This window comes from Bacillus sp. FSL R7-0685, assembly GCF_038002425.1.
Lineage (GTDB): Bacteria > Bacillota > Bacilli > Bacillales > Bacillaceae > Bacillus > Bacillus subtilis.
This window is the reverse complement of record NZ_JBBOCN010000001.1, coordinates 3,823,640-3,846,401: the sequence shown is the minus strand read 5'-3', so window position 1 is coordinate 3,846,401 and position 22,762 is coordinate 3,823,640. Positions and strand designations below refer to the sequence as shown.

General features: G+C 47.9%; 23 protein-coding genes. 18 read left to right on the top strand and 5 right to left on the bottom strand.

Going from position 1 to position 22,762, the window contains the following annotated elements; all coding sequences use genetic code 11:
- Positions 1-9 precede the first annotated feature (9 nt).
- The 5 genes from cydA to MKY50_RS19960 all read left to right on the top strand — a co-directional run bounded on the left by cydA (position 10) and on the right by MKY50_RS19960 (position 6,759).
- Positions 10-1,416: a cytochrome ubiquinol oxidase subunit I gene (cydA, locus tag MKY50_RS19980; RefSeq protein WP_003243795.1), complete on the top strand. Its 1,407-nt coding sequence runs from the start codon at positions 10-12 to the stop codon at positions 1,414-1,416.
- Positions 1,400-2,416: a cytochrome d ubiquinol oxidase subunit II gene (gene cydB, locus MKY50_RS19975; protein WP_003244559.1), complete on the top strand. Its 1,017-nt coding sequence runs from the start codon at positions 1,400-1,402 to the stop codon at positions 2,414-2,416. The genes cydA and cydB overlap by 17 nt, the downstream gene beginning before the upstream one ends.
- Positions 2,416-4,119, top strand: coding sequence for a thiol reductant ABC exporter subunit CydD (gene cydD, locus MKY50_RS19970; protein ID WP_341117159.1), 1,704 nt, complete (start codon positions 2,416-2,418; stop codon positions 4,117-4,119). The genes cydB and cydD overlap by 1 nt, the downstream gene beginning before the upstream one ends.
- Complete coding sequence (gene cydC / locus MKY50_RS19965) at positions 4,116-5,843, top strand: thiol reductant ABC exporter subunit CydC (protein WP_021480966.1); 1,728 nt, start codon at positions 4,116-4,118, stop codon at positions 5,841-5,843. Before cydD ends, cydC begins: the two co-directional genes overlap by 4 nt.
- Positions 5,844-5,928: 85 nt before the next feature.
- Positions 5,929-6,759, top strand: a complete 831-nt coding sequence (locus MKY50_RS19960) for an NAD(P)H-hydrate dehydratase (RefSeq protein WP_029318638.1) — start codon at positions 5,929-5,931, stop codon at positions 6,757-6,759.
- Between the two features lie 14 nt (positions 6,760-6,773).
- Here MKY50_RS19960 and MKY50_RS19955 read toward each other — a convergent pair whose 3' ends face one another.
- Complete coding sequence (locus MKY50_RS19955; protein ID WP_003244111.1) at positions 6,774-8,147, bottom strand: cytosine permease; 1,374 nt, start codon at positions 8,145-8,147, stop codon at positions 6,774-6,776.
- Between the two features lie 211 nt (positions 8,148-8,358).
- Between MKY50_RS19955 and sigY the strand changes: the two genes are divergently transcribed.
- Genes sigY through MKY50_RS19925 form a run of 6 tightly spaced genes read left to right on the top strand, consistent with a single transcriptional unit; the run spans position 8,359 to position 11,263 of the window.
- Positions 8,359-8,895, top strand: a complete 537-nt coding sequence (sigY, locus tag MKY50_RS19950) for an RNA polymerase sigma factor SigY (RefSeq protein ID WP_015250905.1) — start codon at positions 8,359-8,361, stop codon at positions 8,893-8,895.
- The gene (locus tag MKY50_RS19945) at positions 8,888-9,208 is read left to right on the top strand and encodes a YxlC family protein (RefSeq protein WP_003227289.1); all 321 of its coding nucleotides are present in this window, start codon (positions 8,888-8,890) and stop codon (positions 9,206-9,208) included. The genes sigY and MKY50_RS19945 overlap by 8 nt, the downstream gene beginning before the upstream one ends.
- Positions 9,205-9,411, top strand: coding sequence for a sigma Y negative regulator YxlD (yxlD, locus tag MKY50_RS19940; RefSeq protein ID WP_003242917.1), 207 nt, complete (start codon positions 9,205-9,207; stop codon positions 9,409-9,411). The genes MKY50_RS19945 and yxlD overlap by 4 nt, the downstream gene beginning before the upstream one ends.
- Positions 9,408-9,596 (top strand): sigma Y negative regulator YxlE, encoded by a 189-nt coding sequence (gene yxlE, locus MKY50_RS19935; protein ID WP_003227293.1) that lies wholly within the window; start codon positions 9,408-9,410, stop codon positions 9,594-9,596. The genes yxlD and yxlE overlap by 4 nt, the downstream gene beginning before the upstream one ends.
- Positions 9,597-9,602: 6 nt before the next feature.
- Positions 9,603-10,490, top strand: a complete 888-nt coding sequence (locus tag MKY50_RS19930) for an ABC transporter ATP-binding protein (protein ID WP_003244494.1) — start codon at positions 9,603-9,605, stop codon at positions 10,488-10,490.
- Entirely contained in the window at positions 10,487-11,263 is a 777-nt protein-coding gene (locus MKY50_RS19925; protein WP_003243335.1) for an ABC transporter permease, read from the top strand. Before MKY50_RS19930 ends, MKY50_RS19925 begins: the two co-directional genes overlap by 4 nt.
- On the opposite strand, the gene MKY50_RS19920 is transcribed toward MKY50_RS19925, so the two are convergent.
- Positions 11,260-12,462: an MFS transporter gene (locus MKY50_RS19920; RefSeq protein ID WP_015250907.1), complete on the bottom strand. Its 1,203-nt coding sequence runs from the start codon at positions 12,460-12,462 to the stop codon at positions 11,260-11,262. The genes MKY50_RS19925 and MKY50_RS19920 overlap by 4 nt on opposite strands.
- Positions 12,463-12,566: 104 nt before the next feature.
- Positions 12,567-14,210 carry a catalase KatX gene (gene katX, locus MKY50_RS19915; RefSeq protein WP_003243042.1) on the bottom strand — a complete coding sequence of 548 codons (1,644 nt, stop codon included), beginning with the start codon at positions 14,208-14,210 and terminating at the stop codon, positions 12,567-12,569.
- Between the two features lie 128 nt (positions 14,211-14,338).
- On the opposite strand from katX, the gene MKY50_RS19910 reads away from it, so the two are divergent.
- From MKY50_RS19910 to licH, 7 genes are all read left to right on the top strand, one after another.
- Entirely contained in the window at positions 14,339-14,929 is a 591-nt protein-coding gene (locus MKY50_RS19910) for a DNA-3-methyladenine glycosylase (RefSeq protein WP_003227303.1), read from the top strand.
- Positions 14,930-14,957: 28 nt separating this feature from the next.
- Positions 14,958-15,116 (top strand): hypothetical protein, encoded by a 159-nt coding sequence (locus tag MKY50_RS19905; protein ID WP_009968374.1) that lies wholly within the window; start codon positions 14,958-14,960, stop codon positions 15,114-15,116.
- 162 nt (positions 15,117-15,278) lie between these two features.
- A complete protein-coding gene (licR, locus tag MKY50_RS19900; protein ID WP_069703607.1) occupies positions 15,279-17,204 on the top strand; it encodes a transcriptional regulator LicR in 1,926 nt (641 codons plus the stop codon).
- 128 nt (positions 17,205-17,332) lie between these two features.
- A complete protein-coding gene (licB, locus tag MKY50_RS19895; RefSeq protein ID WP_003218755.1) occupies positions 17,333-17,641 on the top strand; it encodes a PTS lichenan transporter subunit IIB in 309 nt (102 codons plus the stop codon).
- A 15-nt stretch (positions 17,642-17,656) separates the two neighbouring features.
- On the top strand, positions 17,657-19,015 hold the full coding sequence (gene licC / locus MKY50_RS19890; protein WP_015250911.1) for a PTS lichenan transporter subunit IIC: 1,359 nt from the start codon (positions 17,657-17,659) through the stop codon (positions 19,013-19,015).
- Positions 19,016-19,033: 18 nt separating this feature from the next.
- Entirely contained in the window at positions 19,034-19,366 is a 333-nt protein-coding gene (gene licA / locus MKY50_RS19885; protein ID WP_003227313.1) for a PTS lichenan transporter subunit IIA, read from the top strand.
- Positions 19,363-20,691, top strand: a complete 1,329-nt coding sequence (gene licH, locus MKY50_RS19880; protein WP_003244285.1) for a 6-phospho-beta-glucosidase LicH — start codon at positions 19,363-19,365, stop codon at positions 20,689-20,691. The genes licA and licH overlap by 4 nt, the downstream gene beginning before the upstream one ends.
- Positions 20,692-20,724: 33 nt before the next feature.
- Here the strand turns inward: licH and MKY50_RS19875 are convergent, their stop codons facing one another.
- Both MKY50_RS19875 and MKY50_RS19870 read right to left on the bottom strand, forming a co-directional pair.
- Positions 20,725-21,816 carry a branched-chain amino acid aminotransferase gene (locus MKY50_RS19875; RefSeq protein WP_003244231.1) on the bottom strand — a complete coding sequence of 364 codons (1,092 nt, stop codon included), beginning with the start codon at positions 21,814-21,816 and terminating at the stop codon, positions 20,725-20,727.
- A gap of 140 nt (positions 21,817-21,956) precedes the next feature.
- On the bottom strand, positions 21,957-22,715 hold the full coding sequence (locus tag MKY50_RS19870) for an SDR family oxidoreductase (RefSeq protein ID WP_227058110.1): 759 nt from the start codon (positions 22,713-22,715) through the stop codon (positions 21,957-21,959).
- Between the last annotated feature and the right edge of the window lie 47 nt (positions 22,716-22,762).

Here is a 22,762-nt window from a genome sequence, read left to right as displayed (position 1 = left end):
GGAGAAAGCATGAGTGAATTGGTATTAGCCCGCATACAATTTGCATCAACAACGTTGTTTCACTTCTTGTTTGTGCCGATGTCTATCGGGCTTGTGTTTATGGTTGCGTTGATGGAGACTCTTTATCTTGTAAAGAAAAATGAGCTGTATCTCAAAATGGCAAAGTTTTGGGGACACTTATTCTTAATAAATTTCGCAGTCGGTGTTGTAACGGGGATTTTGCAAGAATTCCAGTTTGGACTGAACTGGTCTGATTACTCCCGTTTTGTCGGAGATGTATTTGGCGCTCCCCTTGCGATTGAAGCATTATTGGCGTTTTTCATGGAATCTATTTTTATCGGATTATGGATTTTTGGCTGGGACCGCCTGCCGAAGAAAATTCACGCTCTCTGCATATGGCTCGTATCATTCGGAACGATCATGTCATCTTTCTGGATTTTAACAGCAAACTCCTTTATGCAGGAGCCGGTCGGCTTTACGATCAAAAACGGCCGCGCGGAAATGAATGATTTTGGCGCGTTGATTACAAACCCTCAGCTTTGGGTTGAATTCCCGCACGTTATTTTCGGTGCGCTTGCCACTGGAGCTTTCTTTATTGCCGGAGTGAGTGCTTTTAAACTGCTGAAGAAAAAAGAAGTGCCGTTCTTTAAGCAATCTTTTAAACTCGCAATGATCGTCGGCCTTTGTGCCGGTCTTGGCGTCGGCCTTAGCGGACACATGCAGGCTGAGCACTTGATGGAATCACAGCCGATGAAAATGGCTGCAAGTGAAGGCCTATGGGAAGACAGCGGTGACCCTGCTGCTTGGACCGCTTTTGCGACGATCGATACAAAAAATGAAAAAAGCTCAAATGAAATCAAAGTTCCTTATGCCTTGAGCTACTTGGCTTATCAGAAATTCAGCGGAAGTGTCAAAGGGATGAAAACCCTTCAGGCTGAGTACGAAAAAATATACGGTAAAGGCGACTACATTCCGCCAGTGAAAACGACATTTTGGAGCTTCCGCATCATGGTAGGAGCAGGTGTTGTCATGATTCTTGCTGCGTTAGGCGGCCTTTGGTTAAACCGCCGCAAAAAGCTTGAAAACAGCAAATGGTATTTGCGCATCATGATCGCGTTGATTTCCTTCCCGTTTCTTGCGAACTCCGCGGGCTGGATTATGACAGAAATCGGACGTCAGCCTTGGACGGTTATGGGGTTAATGACAACCGCTCAATCTGTGTCGCCTAACGTAACAGCGGGTTCCTTGTTATTCTCAATCATCGCATTCGGTGTGATGTACATGATTCTGGGCGCACTGCTTGTCTTCTTGTTTATCCGTGAGATTAAAAAAGGCGCGGAGCATGATAATCATCATGATGTGCCTGTATCAACAGATCCATTTAGTCAGGAGGTATACCATGGCATCTCTTCATGATCTTTGGTTTATACTCGTTGCCGTATTGTTTGTAGGTTTCTTCTTTTTGGAAGGCTTTGATTTCGGGGTCGGCATGGCGACCCGTTTTCTTGGCCATAATGAATTAGAACGCAGAGTGCTGATCAACACGATCGGGCCGTTCTGGGACGCGAATGAAGTGTGGCTTTTGACTGGCGCAGGCGCCATTTTCGCGGCATTCCCAAACTGGTATGCAACGATGCTGAGCGGTTATTACATTCCGTTTGTCATAGTGCTGCTTGCGTTAATGGGCCGCGGGGTCGCGTTTGAGTTCCGCGGCAAGGTGGATCATTTAAAATGGGTAAAGGTTTGGGACTGGGTCGTTTTCTTCGGCAGTCTGATTCCTCCGTTTGTGCTTGGTGTGCTGTTCACGACATTATTCCGCGGGATGCCGATTGATGCCGACATGAACATTCACGCACATGTATCTGATTATATCAATGTATATTCTATACTTGGCGGTGTGACGGTAACACTTCTTTGCTTCCAGCATGGATTAATGTTTATCACGCTGCGTACGATTGGTGATTTGCAAAACCGCGCCCGGAAAATGGCGCAAAAGATAATGGGTGTTGTTTTTGTAGCGGTTCTTGCCTTCGCGGCCCTTTCTGCGTATCAGACAGACATGTTTACACGCCGCGGCGAGATTACCATTCCGCTCGCTGTTTTGATTGTCATCTGCTTTATGCTCGCGGCTGTATTTATTCGTAAGAAAAAAGACGGCTGGACATTTGGGATGACAGGCGCTGGTCTGGCGCTGACCGTGGGAATGATCTTTATTTCCCTATTCCCTCGTGTAATGGTCAGCTCGCTTCATAGCGCATACGATTTAACAGTAGCTAACGCTTCTTCTGGAGATTATTCGCTTAAAGTCATGTCAATTGCAGCATTAACGCTATTGCCGTTCGTCATCGGCAGCCAGATCTGGAGCTATTATGTCTTCCGGAAGCGCGTCAGCCATAAGGAGCCTATGACTTATTAATGGGAAAAGACCTGTTTCGATATAAAGGAATGAAGCGGATTCTCACCTTGATTACTTGTTTAACGCTGATTCAGACAGCCGCCATTATTATGCAGGCAGAGTGGCTGAGTGAGGCCGTAACCGGACTGTTCAACGGGAAGGGCATTACCTCCCTTTTTCCGGTGATCGGCTTTTTCCTCATCGCTTTTATCGCCCGGCACGGGGTGACGGTGGCGCGACAGAAAATCGTCTATCAATACGCCGCCCGGACAGGAGCAGATTTGAGAAAAAGTTTTCTTGATCAGCTGTTCCGATTAGGCCCCCGCTTTGCAAAGAAAGAGGGGACGGGGCAAATGGTGACGCTGGCGATGGAAGGCATCAGCCAGTTCCGCCGCTACCTGGAGCTGTTTCTGCCGAAAATGGTCAGCATGGCGATTGTGCCTGCGGCAGTTGTCATTTATGTGTTTTTTCAGGATCGGACATCAGCCATCATTTTAGTCGCTGCTATGCCGATTCTGATCATCTTTATGATTCTCCTCGGCCTTGTCGCGCAGAGAAAAGCGGATCGTCAGTGGAAATCCTATCAGAGACTTTCCAATCATTTTGTTGATTCTCTTCGCGGGCTGGAGACATTGCGTTTCCTAGGTTTGAGCAAGTCACACAGCAAAAATATTTTCTATGTGAGTGAGCGGTATCGCAAGGCAACGATGAGCACACTCCGGGTGGCGTTTTTGTCATCATTCGCCCTCGATTTTTTCACGATGCTGTCGGTGGCGACAGTCGCAGTATTTCTGGGCCTGCGCCTCATTGACGGCGATATTTTGCTTGGCCCTGCTTTAACGGCGCTTATTCTGGCGCCTGAGTATTTTTTGCCGGTGCGGGAAGTGGGGAATGATTACCATGCAACGCTGAACGGCCAGGAAGCAGGAAAAACCATTCAAGAGATTTTGTCGCAGCCAGGTTTTAAAGAAGAGACGCCGCTTCAGCTCGAAGCTTGGTCCGATCAGGATGAGCTGAAGCTGTCAGGCGTGTCAGTCGGCCGTTCGGTGTCTGATATTCATCTCTCATTCAAAGGCAAGAAAAAAATCGGCATTATCGGTGCAAGCGGCGCCGGAAAATCAACATTAATTGATATTCTCGGCGGATTTTTAGAGCCGGATGGCGGGATGATTGAGGTTAATGGTACAAGCCGGTCCCATTTGCAGGACGGCAGCTGGCAGAAGAACCTTCTTTACATTCCCCAGCATCCGTACATTTTTGATGATACGCTTGGCAACAACATTCGCTTCTACCATCCAAGCGCTTCGGCAGAGGATACAACACGTGCTGCTGCCTCAGCGGGACTGACGGAGCTGGTGAACAACCTTCCTGACGGATTAGAGGGACGGATCGGGGAAGGCGGCCGGGCGCTCAGCGGCGGCCAGGCACAGCGTGTCGCGCTGGCCCGCGCCTTTTTGGGAAACCGTCCGATCCTGCTGCTGGATGAGCCGACCGCCCATCTTGATATCGAAACAGAATATGAAATAAAAGAAACGATGCTGGATTTATTTGAGGATAAGCTCGTCTTTCTCGCGACTCACCGCCTTCACTGGATGCTCGATATGGACGAAATTATCGTGCTTGACGGGGGCAGGGTTGCGGAAATCGGGACCCACAATGAACTGCTGGAGAAAAACGGTGTGTATACCAAACTCGTGAAGGCACAACTGGGGGAAAGAGCATGAAGAAAGAAGAATGGATTTTGCCGTATATCAAGCAAAATGCCCGCCTGTTCGTTCTGGTTATCTTTTTGGGTGCGGTGACGATTTTTTCTGCTGCTTTTCTCATGTTCACCTCAGGTTTTTTGATTTCTAAAGCGGCGACAAGGCCGGAAAACATTCTGCTCATTTATGTGCCGATTGTCGCTGTGCGCACCTTTGGGATTGCGCGCTCTGTGTCGCGATATGTGGAACGGCTCGTCGGCCATCACATCATTTTGAAAATCGTATCTGACATGCGCGTCCGCCTTTACAATATGCTTGAGCCGGGTGCTTTGATGCTGCGTTCCCGTTTTCGCACGGGGGATATGCTCGGCATTTTGTCTGAGGATATTGAGCATTTGCAGGATGCTTTCTTAAAAACGATTTTTCCTGCGATCTCAGCCTTGCTTCTGTATGCTGTCTCAGTGATAGCGCTCGGCTTCTTCTCTTGGCCGTTTGCCATATTGCTTGCGCTTTATTTGTTTGTTCTTGTTGTATTGTTTCCGGTTGTGTCTTTGCTCGTGACGAGAGCGAAGAATGCGAAGCTGAAAAGCGGACGGAATGTGCTGTACAGCCGTCTGACAGATGCCGTGATGGGTGTCAGCGACTGGATGTTCAGCGGACGCCGGCATGCTTTTATTGATGCTTATGAAAAAGAGGAACATGATTGGTTTGAGCTTGAACGGAAAAAACAACGTTTTACAAGATGGCGGGACTTTGCTGCGCAATGCCTTGTCGCTGGCCTTATTTTGCTGATGCTGTTTTGGACAGCGGGACAGCAAGCGGACGGCGAGCTCGCTAAAACGATGATTGCCGCTTTTGTGCTAGTGGTGTTTCCGTTGACGGAAGCCTTTTTGCCGCTTTCGGATGCCTTAGGCGAAGTGCCGGGCTATCAGGATTCTATCAGACGCATGAACAAGGTGGCTCCTCAGCCGGAGGCGTCACAAACAGAATCAGGGGCTCAAATGCTCGATCTTCAAGATGTCACCTTGGCCTTTCGTGATGTGACGTTTTCTTATGACAACAGCAGCCAAGTGCTTGACAACTTTTCCTTTACGCTGCGCCAAGGAGAAAAAATGGCGCTGCTCGGCCGAAGCGGCTCTGGGAAATCAACATCGCTTGCATTAATCGAGGGCGCCTTGAAACCGGACTCCGGTTCTGTAACGTTAAACGGAGTGGAGACAGCGCTGTTAAAGGATCAGATTGCGGATGCGGTGGCCGTGTTAAATCAAAAACCGCACCTGTTTGATACAAGTATTTTGAACAACATCAGGCTCGGAAACGGAGAAGCAAGCGACGAGGATGTGCGCCGCGCCGCAAAGCAGGTCAAGCTGCATGACTACATTGAGTCATTGCCTGACGGATATCATACCTCTGTACAAGAAACCGGCATCCGTTTTTCCGGTGGAGAGCGCCAGCGGATCGCACTTGCGAGGATTTTGCTGCAGGATACACCGATCATCATCCTCGATGAGCCAACAGTCGGCCTCGATCCTATTACCGAACGTGAATTGATGGAAACGGTGTTTGAGGTGCTGAAAGGAAAAACGATTTTATGGATTACACACCATCTCGCGGGAGTGGAAGCAGCCGATAAAATCGTATTTCTCGAAAACGGCAAAACAGAAATGGAAGGAACCCATGAGGAGCTGCTGGCGGCAAACGAACGATATCGCCGCCTGTATCACCTTGATGTTCCTGTAAAATAAAAGACAGCCCTAAAAGGCTGTCTTTTTTGTTTGAAAAAGAAAAGGGACAGGAAAAATAGGAAAAGAAAGCAGAGGAGGGATAGAGATGAATGTTCCATTTTGGACGGAAGAGCATGTAAGGGCCACGCTTCCTGAAAGAGATGCGGAGAGCCATAAAGGCACGTACGGTACGGCTTTGCTGCTGGCTGGAAGTGACGACATGCCGGGAGCAGCGCTGCTTGCAGGGCTTGGGGCCATGCGGAGCGGTCTCGGCAAGCTTGTCATCGGTACATCAGAAAGCGTAATCCCGCTAATTGTTCCTGTTTTGCCCGAGGCGACCTATTGGCGTGACGGCTGGAAAAAGGCGGCGGATGCTCAGCTTGAAGAGACGTACCGAGCCATTGCCATCGGATCGGGCCTTCCGCAAACGGAAAGCGTACAGCAGGCAGTCGATCATGTGCTTACGGCTGATTGTCCTGTTATTTTGGATGCCGGAGCGCTGGCGAAGCGCACATATCCGAAACGGGAGGCCCCCGTCATCCTCACGCCGCACCCGGGCGAGTTTTCCCGAATGACAGGGGTGCCCGTGAACGAATTGCAGAAAAAAAGAGCGGAATATGCAAAGGAATGGGCGGCTCAGCTACAGACTGTCATTGTGTTAAAAGGAAACCAAACCGTCATCGCGTTTCCTGATGGAGACTGCTGGCTCAATCCAACCGGAAACGGGGCGCTCGCCAAGGGCGGAACCGGTGACACGCTGACGGGCATGATATTGGGGATGCTCTGCTGCCATGAAGATCCAAAGCACGCCATATTAAACGCGGTCTATTTGCATGGTGCGTGCGCCGAGCTCTGGACGGACGAGCACTCCGCTCATACGTTGCTCGCTCATGAGCTATCTGACATCCTGCCCCGCGTGTGGAAACGATTTGAATGATAAAAAAGCTGTCTTCAGAGAGAAGACAGCTTTTCTTGATACCCCGCCCGTTTTTTCAGACGCGGTTTCATTAATACATAGTAAAGCACAGAAGGCACGGCCAAGCCGATAATCCATGCGATGTCCCCGCCGCCAAACATTTTGGCAAGCGGTCCGATGTAAAAGCTTGTGTTGATAAACGGAATTTCCAGCAAGATAGACAGAACGAACGCAATTGTGGTGATCCAATTGACCTTTCCATAAGGCCCGTTTACGTCGAACATGGCTTTGACTTGATACTTTCCGTGGCGGACGAAGTAGTAATCGACTAAATTGATTGCCGTCCACGGAATTAAGAAATAACTGATGAAAAAGATAAAATTCAAAAACAGTTCCATAAAATTGCTCTGTCCCAGTAGGCTTAAGACTGTGCCGACAAGCGTGACACCCAGGATCATGATGATTCTGACTTTGGGCGTGACTTTTAATTTCAGAAACGGCTCCAGCGTTGTTGTCGTGGACATGAAGGCCCCATACAGGTTAAAAACATTGATTGCCATTTGCCCAAATAACACAATGATCAGCATAATAAACGAGAAGGGACCGAACAATTGGACAATCTGGCTGCCTGAGTTTGCCGTAAAGTCAGGAAGTGAGGTTGTCAGCAATGCGCCGAGCAGCATCATCCAGATGGAGCTGACAGATGTACCTGCATAGCTGTACCAAAATGTTTTTGAAGCCGGTGTTTTAACTGGCAGATATCTTGAATAATCGGCAACATACGGCGCGTAGGCAAGCTGCCACGTCGCAACTGCGCTGACTGCCACCAAGAAAATTGGCAGATCAATCGCTCCGGGAATCCAACTGCCTGCTGGAATCGGCAATTGAAAAATGAGAATCGTTGCAGCAAAAAATACAGCAAAAGAGGTCCAAGAAAGGATTTTTTGCATTTTGTGAATCAAATCATGGCCGAAAATGGTGAGTAAAAAACATACGGCGCTTAAGCCTATAATGCTCCATGATCCCGGGATGGGAACAAAGCTGCTTAAGGTTCCGGCCGCCAGAATCGTACTGCTTGCGAAGAAACCAAGGTAGATAAACATGACTAAGAAGAGGGGAAGAATCGCTCCGATTACGCCGAATTGGGCACGGCTTTGAATCATTTGCGGGATGCCTAGCTGAGGGCCTTGCGCGGAATGAGACGCCATAAATATGGCACCGATTAAGGTTCCGCAAATAATAGCGGCAACACTCCAAAACAGATTAAGTCCCATTGCAACGGGAATCGTGCCGGTCACTAACGTGGTGATATGCATATTAGCCCCGAACCATACGGGAAATAAATCTTTCGCTTTACCATGTCTTTCTTCATTCGGAATATATTCAATCGTTCGCCTTTCTACTTTCAATGCATCGTCCTCCATATTGGATGTTTTTTTGAAATCGACATAAAGTCATAGCTTAACAGACTATAAGAGGGTTTACAAATAAGGATATGCAGCCAAACGGCCGGGAAGCCTGATCTGTCAATGGCTGAAAAGAATTGTAAAAAAGATGAACGCTTTTGAATCCGGTGTCGTCTCATAAGGCAGAAAAACAAAAAAGGGGGGATCACGGTCATTGGATACACATGAAGAACAGCGGCTGATCCAGCAGGCGAAAGAGGGAAACGACGAGGCGTTTACAGCCCTTTTCCACTATCACTATTCTTTCTTATATAAATACTTGTTAAAGCTTTCCCTTCACCCCGATCTCAGCGAGGAACTTGTTCAGGAAACCTTTCTGAAAGGGTACATCCATTTAAGAAGCTTTCAGGGCCGTTCAAAATTCTCCACATGGCTGATCTCCATTGCATCGCGGCTCTATCTCGATCACCAGAAAAAGAGAAAGAGAGAATGGAAACGGAATCAGACAGTTACGGAGGAAACAATCCGCAAGATCAAGTGGGACGTGTCGGCGAAAGGGGCAGAGTGGAGCGAAACGCTCGATCTGTTTTCAAAGCTGGACCCTAAACTGCGCACACCGGTTTTATTAAGGCATTACTACGGCTATACCTACGCTGAAATCGGGGTGATGCTTCAAATCAAAGAAGGCACTGTAAAGTCCAGAGTTCATAAAGGGCTCCAGCAAATCAGAAAGGAGTGGGATGATGAATAAAGAAAAGCTTTCTGATCATTTAAAGTCAGAATGGAAAAAAATTGATCAAACAGCCAATCCCTCTATACCGAATCAAAAAGAACTGCTTCACCAGCTGTCACAAATGAAAGCTGAATACAGAAAAAAACTTCTTCAAGAGATCATTTTATTTGTATTCTGCGCGCTGATGGTTGTGAGTGCTGCAATCTTAGCTTTCACTCAAGCTCCTGCTGTGTTTATTGTGCTTCAGGTTTGTGTGCTTGCGGTGCTGCCGATTTTGATTGCGGCTGAGAAAAAAAGGCATCTCGGCGAATGCGAGGTGAAACGCGGATGACACAAACAGAAATTATCATAACGGTTGCGGCTTGTCTCATCGTATTGGCGCAGGGAATCTTTTTATTTATTGATGCGAAAAAACGTAATCACATGGCATGGGTTTGGGGGATTGTCGGATTGATTCAAGCACCGATGCCTCTGATTTGTTATTACTTTTTTGTCATTAGGCCGGATCGGAAGAAAAGGGGGATCAAGCAATGAATATTTCTTGGGAAATGATTTTGCCGCTGATTGTATTACAGCTGGCTTTGGCGGTGTTTGCCCTTATCAGCTGTATAAAAGAAGAGCGGACGAACGGGCCAAAGTGGATGTGGGCTGCAATCATCGTATGTATCAATATTATCGGGCCGATTTTATTTTTCACCGTCGGCAGAAAGCAAAGGTAAGCCGATATGCTGTCTATTGAATCATTATGCAAATCGTACAGGCACCATGAAGCTGTAAAGAATGTCAGTTTTCACGTGAATGAAAATGAGTGTGTCGCACTATTAGGACCTAATGGAGCCGGCAAAACCACGACTCTGCAAATGCTGGCCGGACTGCTTTCGCCAACCTCTGGAACCATAAAGCTGTTAGGAGAGAAAAAGCTGGATCGGCGTTTGATTGGGTACCTCCCGCAGTATCCTGCTTTTTATTCGTGGATGACCGCAAATGAATTTTTGACATTTGCGGGGAGACTGTCCGGCCTTTCGAAGAGAAAATGCCAAGAGAAAATCGGCGAGATGCTGGAATTTGTCGGTTTGCACGAAGCGGCGCACAAAAGGATCGGGGGCTATTCAGGAGGCATGAAACAAAGACTCGGTCTGGCACAGGCACTGCTCCATAAACCGAAGTTTTTGATATTGGATGAACCGGTGTCTGCGCTTGATCCGACAGGACGGTTCGAGGTGCTGGACATGATGCGGGAGCTGAAAAAGCATATGGCCGTTCTGTTTTCTACACATGTTTTGCACGATGCAGAACAGGTGTGTGATCAAGTGGTGATTATGAAAAACGGTGAGATTTCATGGAAAGGCGAGTTACAGGAGCTGAAACAACAGCAGCAAACGAACGTTTTTACCCTTTCAGTGAAAGAGAAGCTGGAAGGTTGGCTTGAAGAGAAGCCTTACGTCTCAGCTATTGTCTATAAGAATCCGTCCCAAGCGGTTTTCGAGCTGCCTGATATACACGCTGGCCGGTCATTATTAAGTGACTGTATCCGAAAGGGATTGACCGTCACCCGCTTTGAACAGAAAACGGAGTCTCTAGAAGACGTCTATCTAAAGGTGGTGCACGCATGAAGGTGATGATGGCGCTATTGCAGAAGGAGTGGCTGGAAGGATGGAAAAGCGGCAAGCTGATTTGGCTGCCGATTGCGATGATGATCGTCGGGCTGACACAGCCGCTGACCATTTATTATATGCCGGAAATCATCGCACATGGAGGGAACCTTCCTGACGGCATGAAAATCAGTTTTACGATGCCCTCCGGGTCTGAAGTGATGGTCAGCACGCTTTCTCAATTCAACACGCTTGGCATGGCTCTGGTCATCTTTAGCGTGATGGGCAGTGTAGCCAATGAAAGAAATCAAGGGGTAACAGCGCTGATTATGTCGCGGCCTGTGACGGCAGCCCATTATATCGTGAGTAAATGGCTCATCCAAAGCGTGATCGGCATTATGTCGTTTGCAGCTGGATACGGGCTTGCTTACTATTACGTCCGGCTGCTGTTTGAGGACGCATCATTCAGCCGCTTTGCCGCAAGCCTTGGCCTTTACGCGCTTTGGGTGATATTTATTGTGACCGCCGGCCTTGCCGGAAGTACGATATTCCGGTCTGTCGGAGCAGCTGCGGCTTGCGGGATCGGGCTCACAGCAGCCGTTTCCTTTGCTGTTTCATTATTTCCAGATGGTGCGAAGTGGCTTCCGGCTGAGATTTGCAAGCAGGCGGAGCATATCCTTCTTCATGGAGAGCGGGCAGATTTTTTCGGATGGTCACTCACTTTCTCCATTCTGTGCATCATGCTTCTGGCCGTGTTTTCTGTGTGGCGCTTCCGGCGGTATGAAAGCTATTAATTGATCATGTTACGTTTTTGCGCGAGCATCACAAAAAAGGCGGCAAATGCCAGAGACCCGGCTCCATAAAAAACTCCCGCAAGCCCGACAAGCTGTGCGATTTTTCCGGCAAGAAGGGGCCCGAGGAAGATGCCTAGCGCATAAAATGATTGATAAAACCCCATCACTGACATTTTTAAACGGGCAGAACTGATTTCGACGACATGGCTTAGCAGCAGAGGAAAAACGAAGCCGAGCGCCAGTCCGATACAGGCGTGTGTGATGCAAACCGTGAACAATGCAGCTGAAAAAGGAACGTATAGCAAACAGACCCCGGTGACAGCGAAACTAATGAGCATCACGAAGTAAGCGATACGGCTTGTAAAGCGCAGAAACACAAAGCTTAATGTGGCGGCTGCGTGTGGGAGGAAAAAGGCGCTCATCACCCAAAGAAGCTCCGCGTCGCCCATTCCGAGCTGATTCATGTAAAGCGGCGTAAAACCAAACACTGTGATAAATAATACGGCATGGGCCGTCATAGACAGGATGGTGAAAAGCTTCAGCTTTGGCAGCCGCAATGTATCTTTGATGTACTGATTGACACGAATGGTGCCACGGTTTGCGGGAGGAGCAGACGGATCCTGAATAAAGCAGCAGATCACCAGACCTGCGGCAGAAGCTGCCAGCGCCATCCAAAAAGGAACCTGCCTCCCTAAATGGGCTGCGGCGAGCCCGCAGAACACAATGCTGGCAAACTGAGGCATGACGGTAAAAAACTGCATGATGCCCATTGCTTTTGATGCATTGCCATTGTTGAAATAATGTGCGTATAAAATGGTCGCCATCACCCACGTAGAAGCAGTGATTCCCGCGAAAAGCCGGGCGGCCAGCACGAAGAAGAAAGAATCAAACATCAGAAAAAGCAGGCTGCTGAGGACGGAAAAGCCGAACCCGGCAATTAACAATTGCTTGCGCAAGGAAAACAGGATGTCTGACAAAAGGCCGAGCGGGAATCGCAGAAGGATTTGCGTGACCCCGTAGCTGCCGAGAATGATGCCGATTGCGCCATATGAAAAGTGCAGATCCTCCAAATACAGACTGAATACAGGAACGTAAATATAGCCTGAAAACCAGAAACAAAATACCATGCATAAAAAAACGGCGTGATCTAAAGCGCCGATTGTTTTTTTCTGAGGAATCAAGTCCTGCTGTAATTCCATCGTATCTCTCCACCCCTTTCCTTCCAAGTACAACACAATTATTGAAAGCGTTTCAATAGAAAAATAAAAAAACAGGGCTTCTAAAAAAGCCCTGTTCGCTGTTGTTAATACGGATCAGACGGATGACTCTCCTGTTCAGCCTGCTTTGCAGCCTGTTCCGTTTCAGTTGTGCCGATCGGCCCGTTGCTGTTGTTTTCGGAGACCTTTTTTAGCCCTTCTGCTACGCGTTTTCCGTAGTCAGGATCAGCTTTTGTGAAATTCTCAATCATTTGATCCTGAATTTCTTTTCGGCACGTAGAAAGCGTATTTACCAAATTCGTAATCAATTCGTTCCGCTCAAATTCAGTAAATCTCCGGTACGTTTCTCCAGCCTGTCCGAAGTTGTTTGTTCTGTCAATCGCTTCACGCTTTACATCACCTTCGACATGCGGCGTATGGTCTTTTCCGTCTTGCTTCGCTTCCTTCAGCCCGCCCATAATGGATGGCTCGTAGTTGACGTGCGGGTTTTGTCCTTCTGCTCTATCGACCCGATATTGCATTTGCCCGCCTTCCTGGTTGGTGGCGACATGCTTTTTCGGCGAGTTGATCGGAAGCTGCAGGTAATTTGCGCCTACACGGTAGCGCTGCGTATCAGAGTAGGCAAACGTACGCCCCTGGAGCAATTTGTCGTCTGAAAAATCAAGCCCGTCGACAAGCACTCCCGTTCCAAATGAAGCTTGCTCCACTTCCGCATGGTAGTTTTCCGGATTTTTGTTCAGAACCAATTTGCCGATCGGTTTCCATGGGAAATCGTCTTTATACCACAGTTTTGTTGGATCAAGAGGATCAAAGTCCAGTTCAGGATGCTCATCATCGCTCATGATTTGAGCATATACTTCCCACTCTGGATAATCGCCATTTTCAATCGCGTCATATAGATCCTGTGTGGCATGGTTAAAGTTTTTCCCTTGAATCTCTTCTGCTTCCTTCTGTGTCAGGTTGCGGATGCCCTGCTTCGGTTCAAAATGGTATTTCACGAGAACGGCCTTGCCCTCCTCATTCACCCATTTATAGGCATGTACGCCTGAACCCTGCATTTGCCGGTAGTTGGCCGGAATGCCCCAAGGCGAAAACAAGAAGGTGATCATGTGTGTCGCTTCAGGAGATTGAGAAATGAAATCGAAGATACGTTCACCATCCTGGATGTTTGTCACTGGATCAGGCTGAAATGCGTGTACAAGATCCGGAAATTTCAGCGGGTCGCGGATAAAAAAGATTTTCAGGTTGTTTCCGACCAAATCCCAGTTTCCGTCTTCTGTATATAGCTTTACAGCAAAACCGCGCGGGTCTCTCAATGTTTCAGGCGAGTGTTTTCCATGATTCACAGTTGAAAAACGGACAAATGCCGGTGTTTTCTTGCCTTTTTCCTGAAAGAGCTTGGCCCTTGTGTATGTTGAAATCGGTTCGTCTCCGAAGCTTCCGTACGCTTCAAAATATCCATGTGCACCTGCTCCCCTGGCATGAACAACCCGCTCTGGGATGCGTTCCCGGTCGAAGTGGCTGATCTTTTCGAGAAAATCATAGTTCTCAAGTGTTGTAGGCCCTCTGTTCCCGACGGTTCTCACATTCTGGTTGTCAGTAACAGGATGCCCCTGCCTATTCGTTAAGGTATCCTCTGACTCGTTTTTCCCGGATGTCTTATGAGAAAACGCTTCCTCGCTCCCTTGGGCATTTGATTGGTGCTGCTTGTTTTGATGATCATCTTTCAATGGTTGGCCCTCCTTTTTTGAACGGTAACAATATTCCCTGAATGGAAAGATTTTAAAACAGCCGTTTTTTTTGATCTGCTTCGGGAATGGTACAATGTACAAAAATCGGTAAAAGGAGAGGTCGATTCGTGACGAGAGAAAAAAATCCGCTGCCCATCACGTTTTATCAAAAAACCGCTCTTGAGCTTGCCCCATCGCTTCTGGGCTGCCTTCTTGTAAAAGAAACAGACGAAGGCACAGCGTCAGGCTATATTGTGGAAACAGAGGCCTATATGGGGGCTGGAGACAGAGCGGCCCACAGCTTTAACAACCGCCGGACGAAGCGGACTGAGATCATGTTTGCAGAAGCTGGGCGGGTATATACATACGTGATGCACACCCATACATTGCTGAATGTCGTTGCGGCGGAAGAGGATGTCCCGCAAGCAGTATTAATCAGGGCGATTGAGCCGCATGAAGGCCAGCTGTTAATGGAGGAGAGAAGGCCGGGCAGGAGTCCGAGGGAATGGACAAACGGACCAGGAAAGCTGACGAAAGCGCTTGGCGTCACGATGAATGACTACGGACGCTGGATCACGGAACAGCCGCTTTACATCGAAAGCGGGTACACACCGGAAGCAATTTCAACCGGCCCGCGCATCGGCATTGACAACAGCGGGGAGGCACGCGATTATCCATGGCGTTTCTGGGTGACGGGAAACAGGTACGTGTCGCGTTAGCATGTTTAAGGAAGAGGCAATCAGGGGAATGGTTGAGAAAAAAGAAGGGAGAATCGGAGCTTTGAAAAAGATGATCAAAACCGTTATCAAATGGGCGCCGGTCATTTACCCGATTGTTCGAAAAATCATGAAGGACCGCAAGGCGTCTAAACAAAAGAATATGTCCGCATCTAGAACAGCCGGCTGATCCCGGCTGTTTTTTTATAGGTCAGTTTTCCCTCTAGTCCTCCGGATGTTCATTGACTTGCCATTCTCTCCATTATAGAATTTATATACATTTCGCATCCCTTCATCATCCTTTCTGCCTATTCACTGAATCCCTGCATCTACTAGTTAGGAGGTTTTTCTCATGCTTCATGGGCGACTACGTGATATTCTGCGCTTGCTGATGGCGGCTGAAGCCCCGGTGACAAGTTCGTTTTTTGCCGCGCAATTAAACGTAACGACGCGGACAGTCCGCAATGATATAAAGGAACTTCAAGGTGTGCTAAGCGGCCACGGTGCCTTTGTACAATCTGTAAGAGGCTCCGGCTACAAGCTCCGCATTGATGACGAGCAAGTATTCAGAACACTGCTGCAAGATGAATTTCAGCAAAAAAAGGGCCTGCCGGTATTGCCGGAGGAGAGAATGGCCTATCTTATGAAACGTCTGCTGCTGGCGGACCATTATCTCAAGCTCGATGAACTTGCTGAAGAACTATTTATCTCAAAATCTACACTCCAAACGGATTTAAAGGAAGTAAAGAAACGTCTGCTGCCTTACCGCATCGTCATGGAAACACGTCCGAATTACGGCTTCAAGCTGCGCGGGGACGAGGTGCAGATGAGGTACTGCATGGCGGAGTACATTGTTGATGAAAGAGAAACGGAGATAGATGTTTTAAATGAAAAGGCTGATATTTTGCCAAAAGAAGAAATTGAGATCATCCGTTCCGCCATCTTGAAAAAAATGAAAAACGACCGCATCCCTCTGTCCAACATGGGACTGAATAACCTCATTATCCATATCGCTATCGCCTGTAAACGGATCAGAACGGAAAACTATGTTTCTCTTTTCCCGAAAGATATGGATCATATCCTGCATCAAAAGGAGTACCAGGCTGCAGAAGCCATCGTAAAAGAGCTGGAATCAAAGCTTGCCGTTACGTTTCCGAAAGACGAGACGGCCTACATCACCATGCATCTCCTTGGCACAAAACGAATGACACAATCACAATGCGGAGAGGACACATTTTCAATAGAAGAGGAAACCGATCAGCTGACACTTGCCATGATCAAAGCTGTTGATCGTGAACTGAAGCTTGGCATCCTGCATGACAAAGAGCTGAAAATCGGCTTGGCACTGCATATGAAGCCGGCGATCAGCCGCAACCGATACGGCATGAATCTTCGAAATCCGATGCTGGCAGCGATCAAGGAACATTATCCACTCGCTTTTGAAGCCGGGATCATTGCCGGAATCGTGATAAAGGAACAAACGGGTATTGAGATTCATGAAAACGAAATTGGATATTTGGCTCTCCACTTTGGCGCCGCGATTGAACGAAAAAAAACAGAAAGCCCGCCGAAACGCTGTATCATTGTATGCGCATCGGGAGCCGGAAGCGCCCAGCTTCTGCGCGAAAAACTGCGTTCCCATTTCGGCAAGCGGCTCGATATTCTTGGAACGGCTGAGTATTATAGTCTTGATCAAATGTCCTACGAATCAATTGATTTTGTCATCAGCACCATTCCGATTAAAAAAGAGCTCCCTGTACCAGTACTGAAGGTTAACACCATCTTAGGCGGAACTGACTTTACAAAAATAGAATCTATTCTGAGTGATGAAAAGGAAAAAGCCAATCGCTACCTAAAAAAAGAACTCGTTTTTTTTCAGGAGGATCTGCGCTCAAAAGAAGAAGTGATTCAATTTTTAGGGCAGAAAGTGGTCGAATGCGGCTTTGCCGATGAAGAAATCATAGATTCCATTTTTGAAAGAGAAGACATGTCGCCAACGTGTTTTGGCAATCTTGTTGCCATCCCGCACCCGCTTGTTCCGCAGACGAAAACAACGTTTTGGGCCGTTTGTACGCTCAAAAAACCAATCGATTGGGAGAGTCAGCGAGTTCAGTTTGTCTGTCTGCTTTGTGTCGAAAAGGAGAACAAAGCGGATTTGCAAAGCATGTATAAACTGCTTGGCAGCATTTTGGATGACCCGGCGGCGGTGAACCAGCTGATCAAATGCCGTTCATATCAAGAGCTTTCGGATGTGTTTGACCAAAAAATGCTGAGCTGACAGCCTGTATATACCTTTTTTCCGTTGCCTGCGGAAAAACCCTGAGTGTTTATGAAAGCGATTTCATAATATGATGATAGCAACAGCAGGACATTACAAAATTGATCAAACTCTAGGGGGTCTTTTACATGAATATATTACTCGTTTGTGCAGCAGGCATGTCTACTAGCTTACTGGTGAGCAAGATGGAAAAAAGTGCGCAGGAACAGGGAAAAGACTATACCATTTGGGCAGTTTCAGGCGATTCTGTACAAAATCATATCGATAAAGCGGATGTATTGCTTCTCGGTCCGCAAGTCCGTTACATGCTTCCACAGCTCAAAAAATTAGGAGAGTCAAAGGGGGTTCCGGTAGACGTCATTAATACCGTCCATTATGGCACGTGCAACGGGGCGGAAGTGCTGAAATCAGCTGAACAGCTTGGACATGTGTCATAGAGAGGGGCGGGCTATGTGAATAAAGTCAATCAGATCTTAGAAGAAAAGGTCATGCCTATAGCGGGAAGAATTGCGGGACAGCGTCATTTGCAGGCGCTGCGTGATGGTATCATCCTCACGATGCCCCTGATTATCATCGGTTCCTTTTTCCTCATCATTGGCAACCTCCCGATCCCGGGATACGCTGAGTTTATGGCAAAAACGTTTGGCAGCTCCTGGTCTGAAAAACTGGCCTACCCAGTCGACGCGACCTTTGAAATTATGGGTCTTGTCGCCGCGTTCGGCATCGCCTACCGGCTCGCCGAGAAATACGGTGTTGATGCCTTGTCGGCCGGAGCCATTTCCCTTGCGGCATTTTTATTAGCAACACCTTATCAAGTGCCGTTTATGCCGGATGGCGCGACGAAAGAAATCATGGTTGGCGGCGGGATTCCGCTTTCGCTCATGGGAAGCAAAGGCCTATTTGTCGCCATGATTATCGCAATGGTGTCCACAGAGATTTACCGCCTTATTATCCAGCGCAATTTAGTCTTCAAAATGCCGGACGGTGTCCCGCCGGCGGTAAGCAAGTCATTTGTCGCGTTAATCCCCGGCTTTGCCGTCATCTTCCTGATTTGGGCAGCCCGGCTGATTGTTGAAGCGACACCGTTTGAAAGCCTTCATAATATTGTAAGCGTTTTATTGGGGACTCCGCTTTCCATTCTGGGAGGAAGCCTTGGAGGAAGCCTTGTCGCCGAAGCCGTCAAAATGCTTTTATGGGCCTGCGGCCTTCACGGTGCAAACATTGTCGGCGGCGTCATGGCACCGATTTGGTACGGCGCAATGGATGCCAACCGGATCGCATTCCAAGCCGGTGAGGAGCTTCCTAAGATTTTCACCCAGCAATTTTTCGATATCTGGGTCAATATCGGCGGAAGCGGCGCCACATTGGCACTGGTTGTCACGATGTTCCTGCGCGCCCGAAGCAAACAAATGAAGCAGCTCGGCAAGCTTGCGGTCGGCCCGGCCATCTTCAATATTAACGAACCGATTATATTCGGAATGCCGATCGTCATGAACCCAATGCTCTTACTTCCGTTTATCATCACGCCGCTTGTCACAGTGACACTTACGTACATCGGAATGAGCACCGGCCTTGTCGCCAAACCGGCGGGTATCGCAGTGCCGTGGACCATGCCGCCGATCTTTTCAGGCTATTTGGCGACTGGAGGAAAAGTCTCAGGCGCGGTCATGCAAGCCATTAATATTGCCGTGTCCTTTGTTGTCTACTATCCATTCTTCAGAATGTGGGATAAGCAGAAGCTGAAAGAAGAAAACGATCTGGAGCTGGTCCAAACGCCTGCAGCATCAGATGACAAAGAAGCGGCTCTGTAGAGAAAGGAAGTGAATCGCGTGAATGAGGAAATGGAACAAATCATTTTTCAAATCATCCTTCACGGAGGAAACGGTAGGAGCTCCGCAATGGAGGCCATTGCCGCTGCGAAAAGCGGTGACGCAGAAGAAGCGCGGAAAAAGCTTCAAGACGCTGCTGAAGAATTGTCAAAAGCCCATCATTATCAGACAGAGCTGATCCAAAATGAAGCGGGCGGAGAAAAGACGGAAATGACGCTTCTGATGGTTCATGCACAGGATCATTTAATGAATGCAATGACAGTGAAGGATATGGCTGCAGAGATCATTGAGTTATATGAAAAAATCACCGAGCAAAGGGGAGCAAGCATATGACAAAAGGATTGAAGATTGTAACGATTGGCGGAGGTTCAAGCTATACGCCCGAGCTAGTGGAAGGGTTCATTAAACGGTATGATGAGCTGCCTGTGCGCGAATTATGGCTTGTCGATATCCCTGAGGGCGAAGAAAAGCTGAATATTGTCGGCACACTCGCCAAACGGATGGTTGAAAAAGCTGGCGTCCCGATTGACATTCATCTTACGCTCGACCGGAGAAAAGCGCTGAAAGACGCAGACTTTGTCACGACTCAATTCCGCGTCGGACTTTTGCAGGCAAGAGCAAAGGATGAGCGCATTCCGCTAAAATACGGAGTGATTGGCCAGGAAACAAACGGCCCGGGAGGCCTGTTTAAAGGATTGCGCACAATTCCGGTCATCCTTGAGATCGCAAAGGACATAGAAGAGCTTTGCCCGAACGCTTGGCTTGTTAACTTCACAAACCCTGCCGGCATGGTAACAGAAGCCTTGCTTCGCTACTCCAACCTGAAGAAAGTCGTCGGTCTCTGTAATGTTCCAATCGGCATCAAAATGGGCGTAGCCAAAGCGCTTGATGTAGATGTGGACCGCGTAGAAGTCCAATTCGCCGGACTGAACCATATGGTATTCGGGCTGGATGTTTTCTTGGACGGCGTAAGTGTGAAGGAGCAAGTCATCGAGGCGATGGGCGACCCGAAAAACGCGATGACGATGAAAAATATCTCAGGCGCCGAATGGGAACCGGATTTCTTAAAAGCGCTCAATGTCATCCCTTGCGGCTATCACCGTTACTATTTCAAAACAAAAGAGATGCTGGAGCACGAACTGGAAGCATCACAAACGGAGGGCACCCGCGCAGAAGTCGTACAGAAGGTCGAAAAAGAGCTGTTCGAGCTTTATAAAGATCCGAACCTTGCGATCAAACCGCCGCAGCTGGAAAAACGGGGCGGAGCTTACTACAGTGATGCAGCATGTAACTTAATCAGCTCCATTTATAATGATAAACATGACATTCAGCCGGTGAACACAATCAATAATGGTGCAATAGCGAGCATTCCAGACGATTCCGCAGTTGAAGTGAACTGTGTGATGACGAAAACTGGCCCTAAGCCAATTGCTGTCGGCGACTTGCCGGTGTCTGTCCGTGGCCTCGTCCAGCAAATCAAATCCTTTGAACGTGTCGCGGCAGAAGCGGCAGTTACAGGTGACTACCAAACTGCACTCCTTGCCATGACGATTAACCCGCTTGTCCCGTCCGATACTGTGGCCAAACAGATTTTAGACGAAATGCTGGAGGCGCACAAAGCGTATCTGCCGCAGTTTTTCAACAAAATTGAAGCGTAAAAAAAGCCGGCCTGTAATGGGCCGGCTTTTTTCTTACTTGCTTTCAGTCAGCGCTGCGACTTCGGTCGTCCATCCGAATTCGTCTGCGACAGCGCCTTTTTGAATGCCTGTAATCGTGTCATATAGTTTTTTTGCGATTTCTCCTGTTTCACCGTTGTTGATCGAAAGTGTTTCATCCTGCCAGATCAGCTCGCCGACTGGGGAAATAACAGCTGCTGTACCTGTTCCGAAGGCTTCTTCCAGGATGCCGTCTTTATGGGCTTGGATGACCTCATCGATCGCAATTTTTCGTTCTGAAACTTGAAGGCCCCAATGCTTAAGCAAGGCGATGACTGAATTGCGCGTAATGCCTTCCAGGATGCTTCCGTTCAGCATCGGCGTTACGATTTCACCGTTGATTTTGAAGAAGATGTTCATGCTTCCGACTTCTTCGATGTATTTCTTCTCAATGCCGTCCAGCCAAAGCACTTGGGAAAATCCTTTCTCTTCGGCGACCTGCTGCGCTTTTAAGCTTGAAGCATAGTTTCCTGCGGTTTTGGCATTTCCTGTTCCGCCTTTTACCGCACGGACAAATTCACTTTCAACAGCGATTTTGACCGGCTTAATGCCTTCTTTGTAATAAGAGCCGACCGGAGAAAGAATGATCAAGAGCTTATACGTATGAGATGCCGCAACACCAAGGAAAGGCTCGGTTGCGATGATGAACGGACGGATGTAAAGGGACGTGCCCTCCGCATTTGGAATCCAGTCTTTATCAATTGCGACAAGCTGCTTTAAGCCTTCAAGAACCTGTTCTTCATCAATTTGCGGGATGCAGAGGCGGTCGTTTGATTGATTCAGGCGTTCCATATTTTTTTCCGGTCTGAAAAGCAGAACATGGTCATCCTCTGACACGTAAGCCTTTAACCCTTCAAACACGGTTTGGCCGTAGTGATAGACCATTGCGGCCGGATCCATTGATAAGGGTTGATAAGGAATGATTCTTGGATCGTACCAACCTTTATCTGCGGCATAGTCCATTACAAACATGTGGTCTGTAAACACTCTTCCGAACGAAAGCTGATTTGGGTCTGGTTTCGGTTTTTTTGTTGATGTCAATTCAACGCGAATCGTTTGTTTAGTCATGGTCAATCTCCCTGCTGTTAAATTGTTTATATTATCAAACTTATTTGAAAATAATTATATTCTATTGTATACCTTCAACAAATAATCGCAATAGGTTTGCTCAAATTTGTAAGAAATTCATATGAAAAAAGCAGGAGAAATTAATTCTCCTGCGTGTTCATTTGCTCGAATAACCTGTCATAATCGGCGCGAGTGGCATCACGAAGACCTTCAACACGTTCATTTGTAATCTCCTGTTTGCCTTCCTTCAAGCCGTCCAAGAAATATTGAACATATTCTTCAGATGAAATGCCCCGGTACGTCAGGCCTTGTTTATCGCGTGATTTTTGGTTTAAGCCCGTGTCCACCATAGGAGGTGCCATTTCAATCACTTCCACGCTCGTGTCGCGGAGCTGGTGTCTGAGCGTAAGCGAGAACGAGTGAAGTGCCGCTTTTGTTGCGCAGTACACCGGATAAACAGCTAACGGGTTAAACGCAAGCCCGGATGTGACCTGAACGATTGCCGCTTCAGGCTGCTTCATCAAATGAGGTGTGAAAAGGGCGGATAAATGGACAGGCGCTTGGAAATTAAGTTCAATTTCATCACCATCCACAAAAAGATCCTCTGTCCCTTTTTTAAAGTCAATTTCCTTTTGAATGCCGGCGTTGTTGACGAGAACATTCAAGTTCGGATATTCCTTTAAAGCCCATTCATACAATGCTTCCCGCTGCGAACGGTCTGCAACATCACATTGCTTTGTATGGATGTTTGGGAGCTGCTGCTTCGCTTCTGCAAGACGTGCTTCGCTGCGTCCGCAAATGATAACTTCATTGCCGAGCTCCAGCAGGCGCTTGGCCAGTTCAAGCCCGATGCCAGCAGAACCCCCTGTGATTAAAACCGTATTGCCTGTCATCTTCATTGGATGTAACACCTCTTAATTAAGTTGGCTGTGATTCCTTTACTATT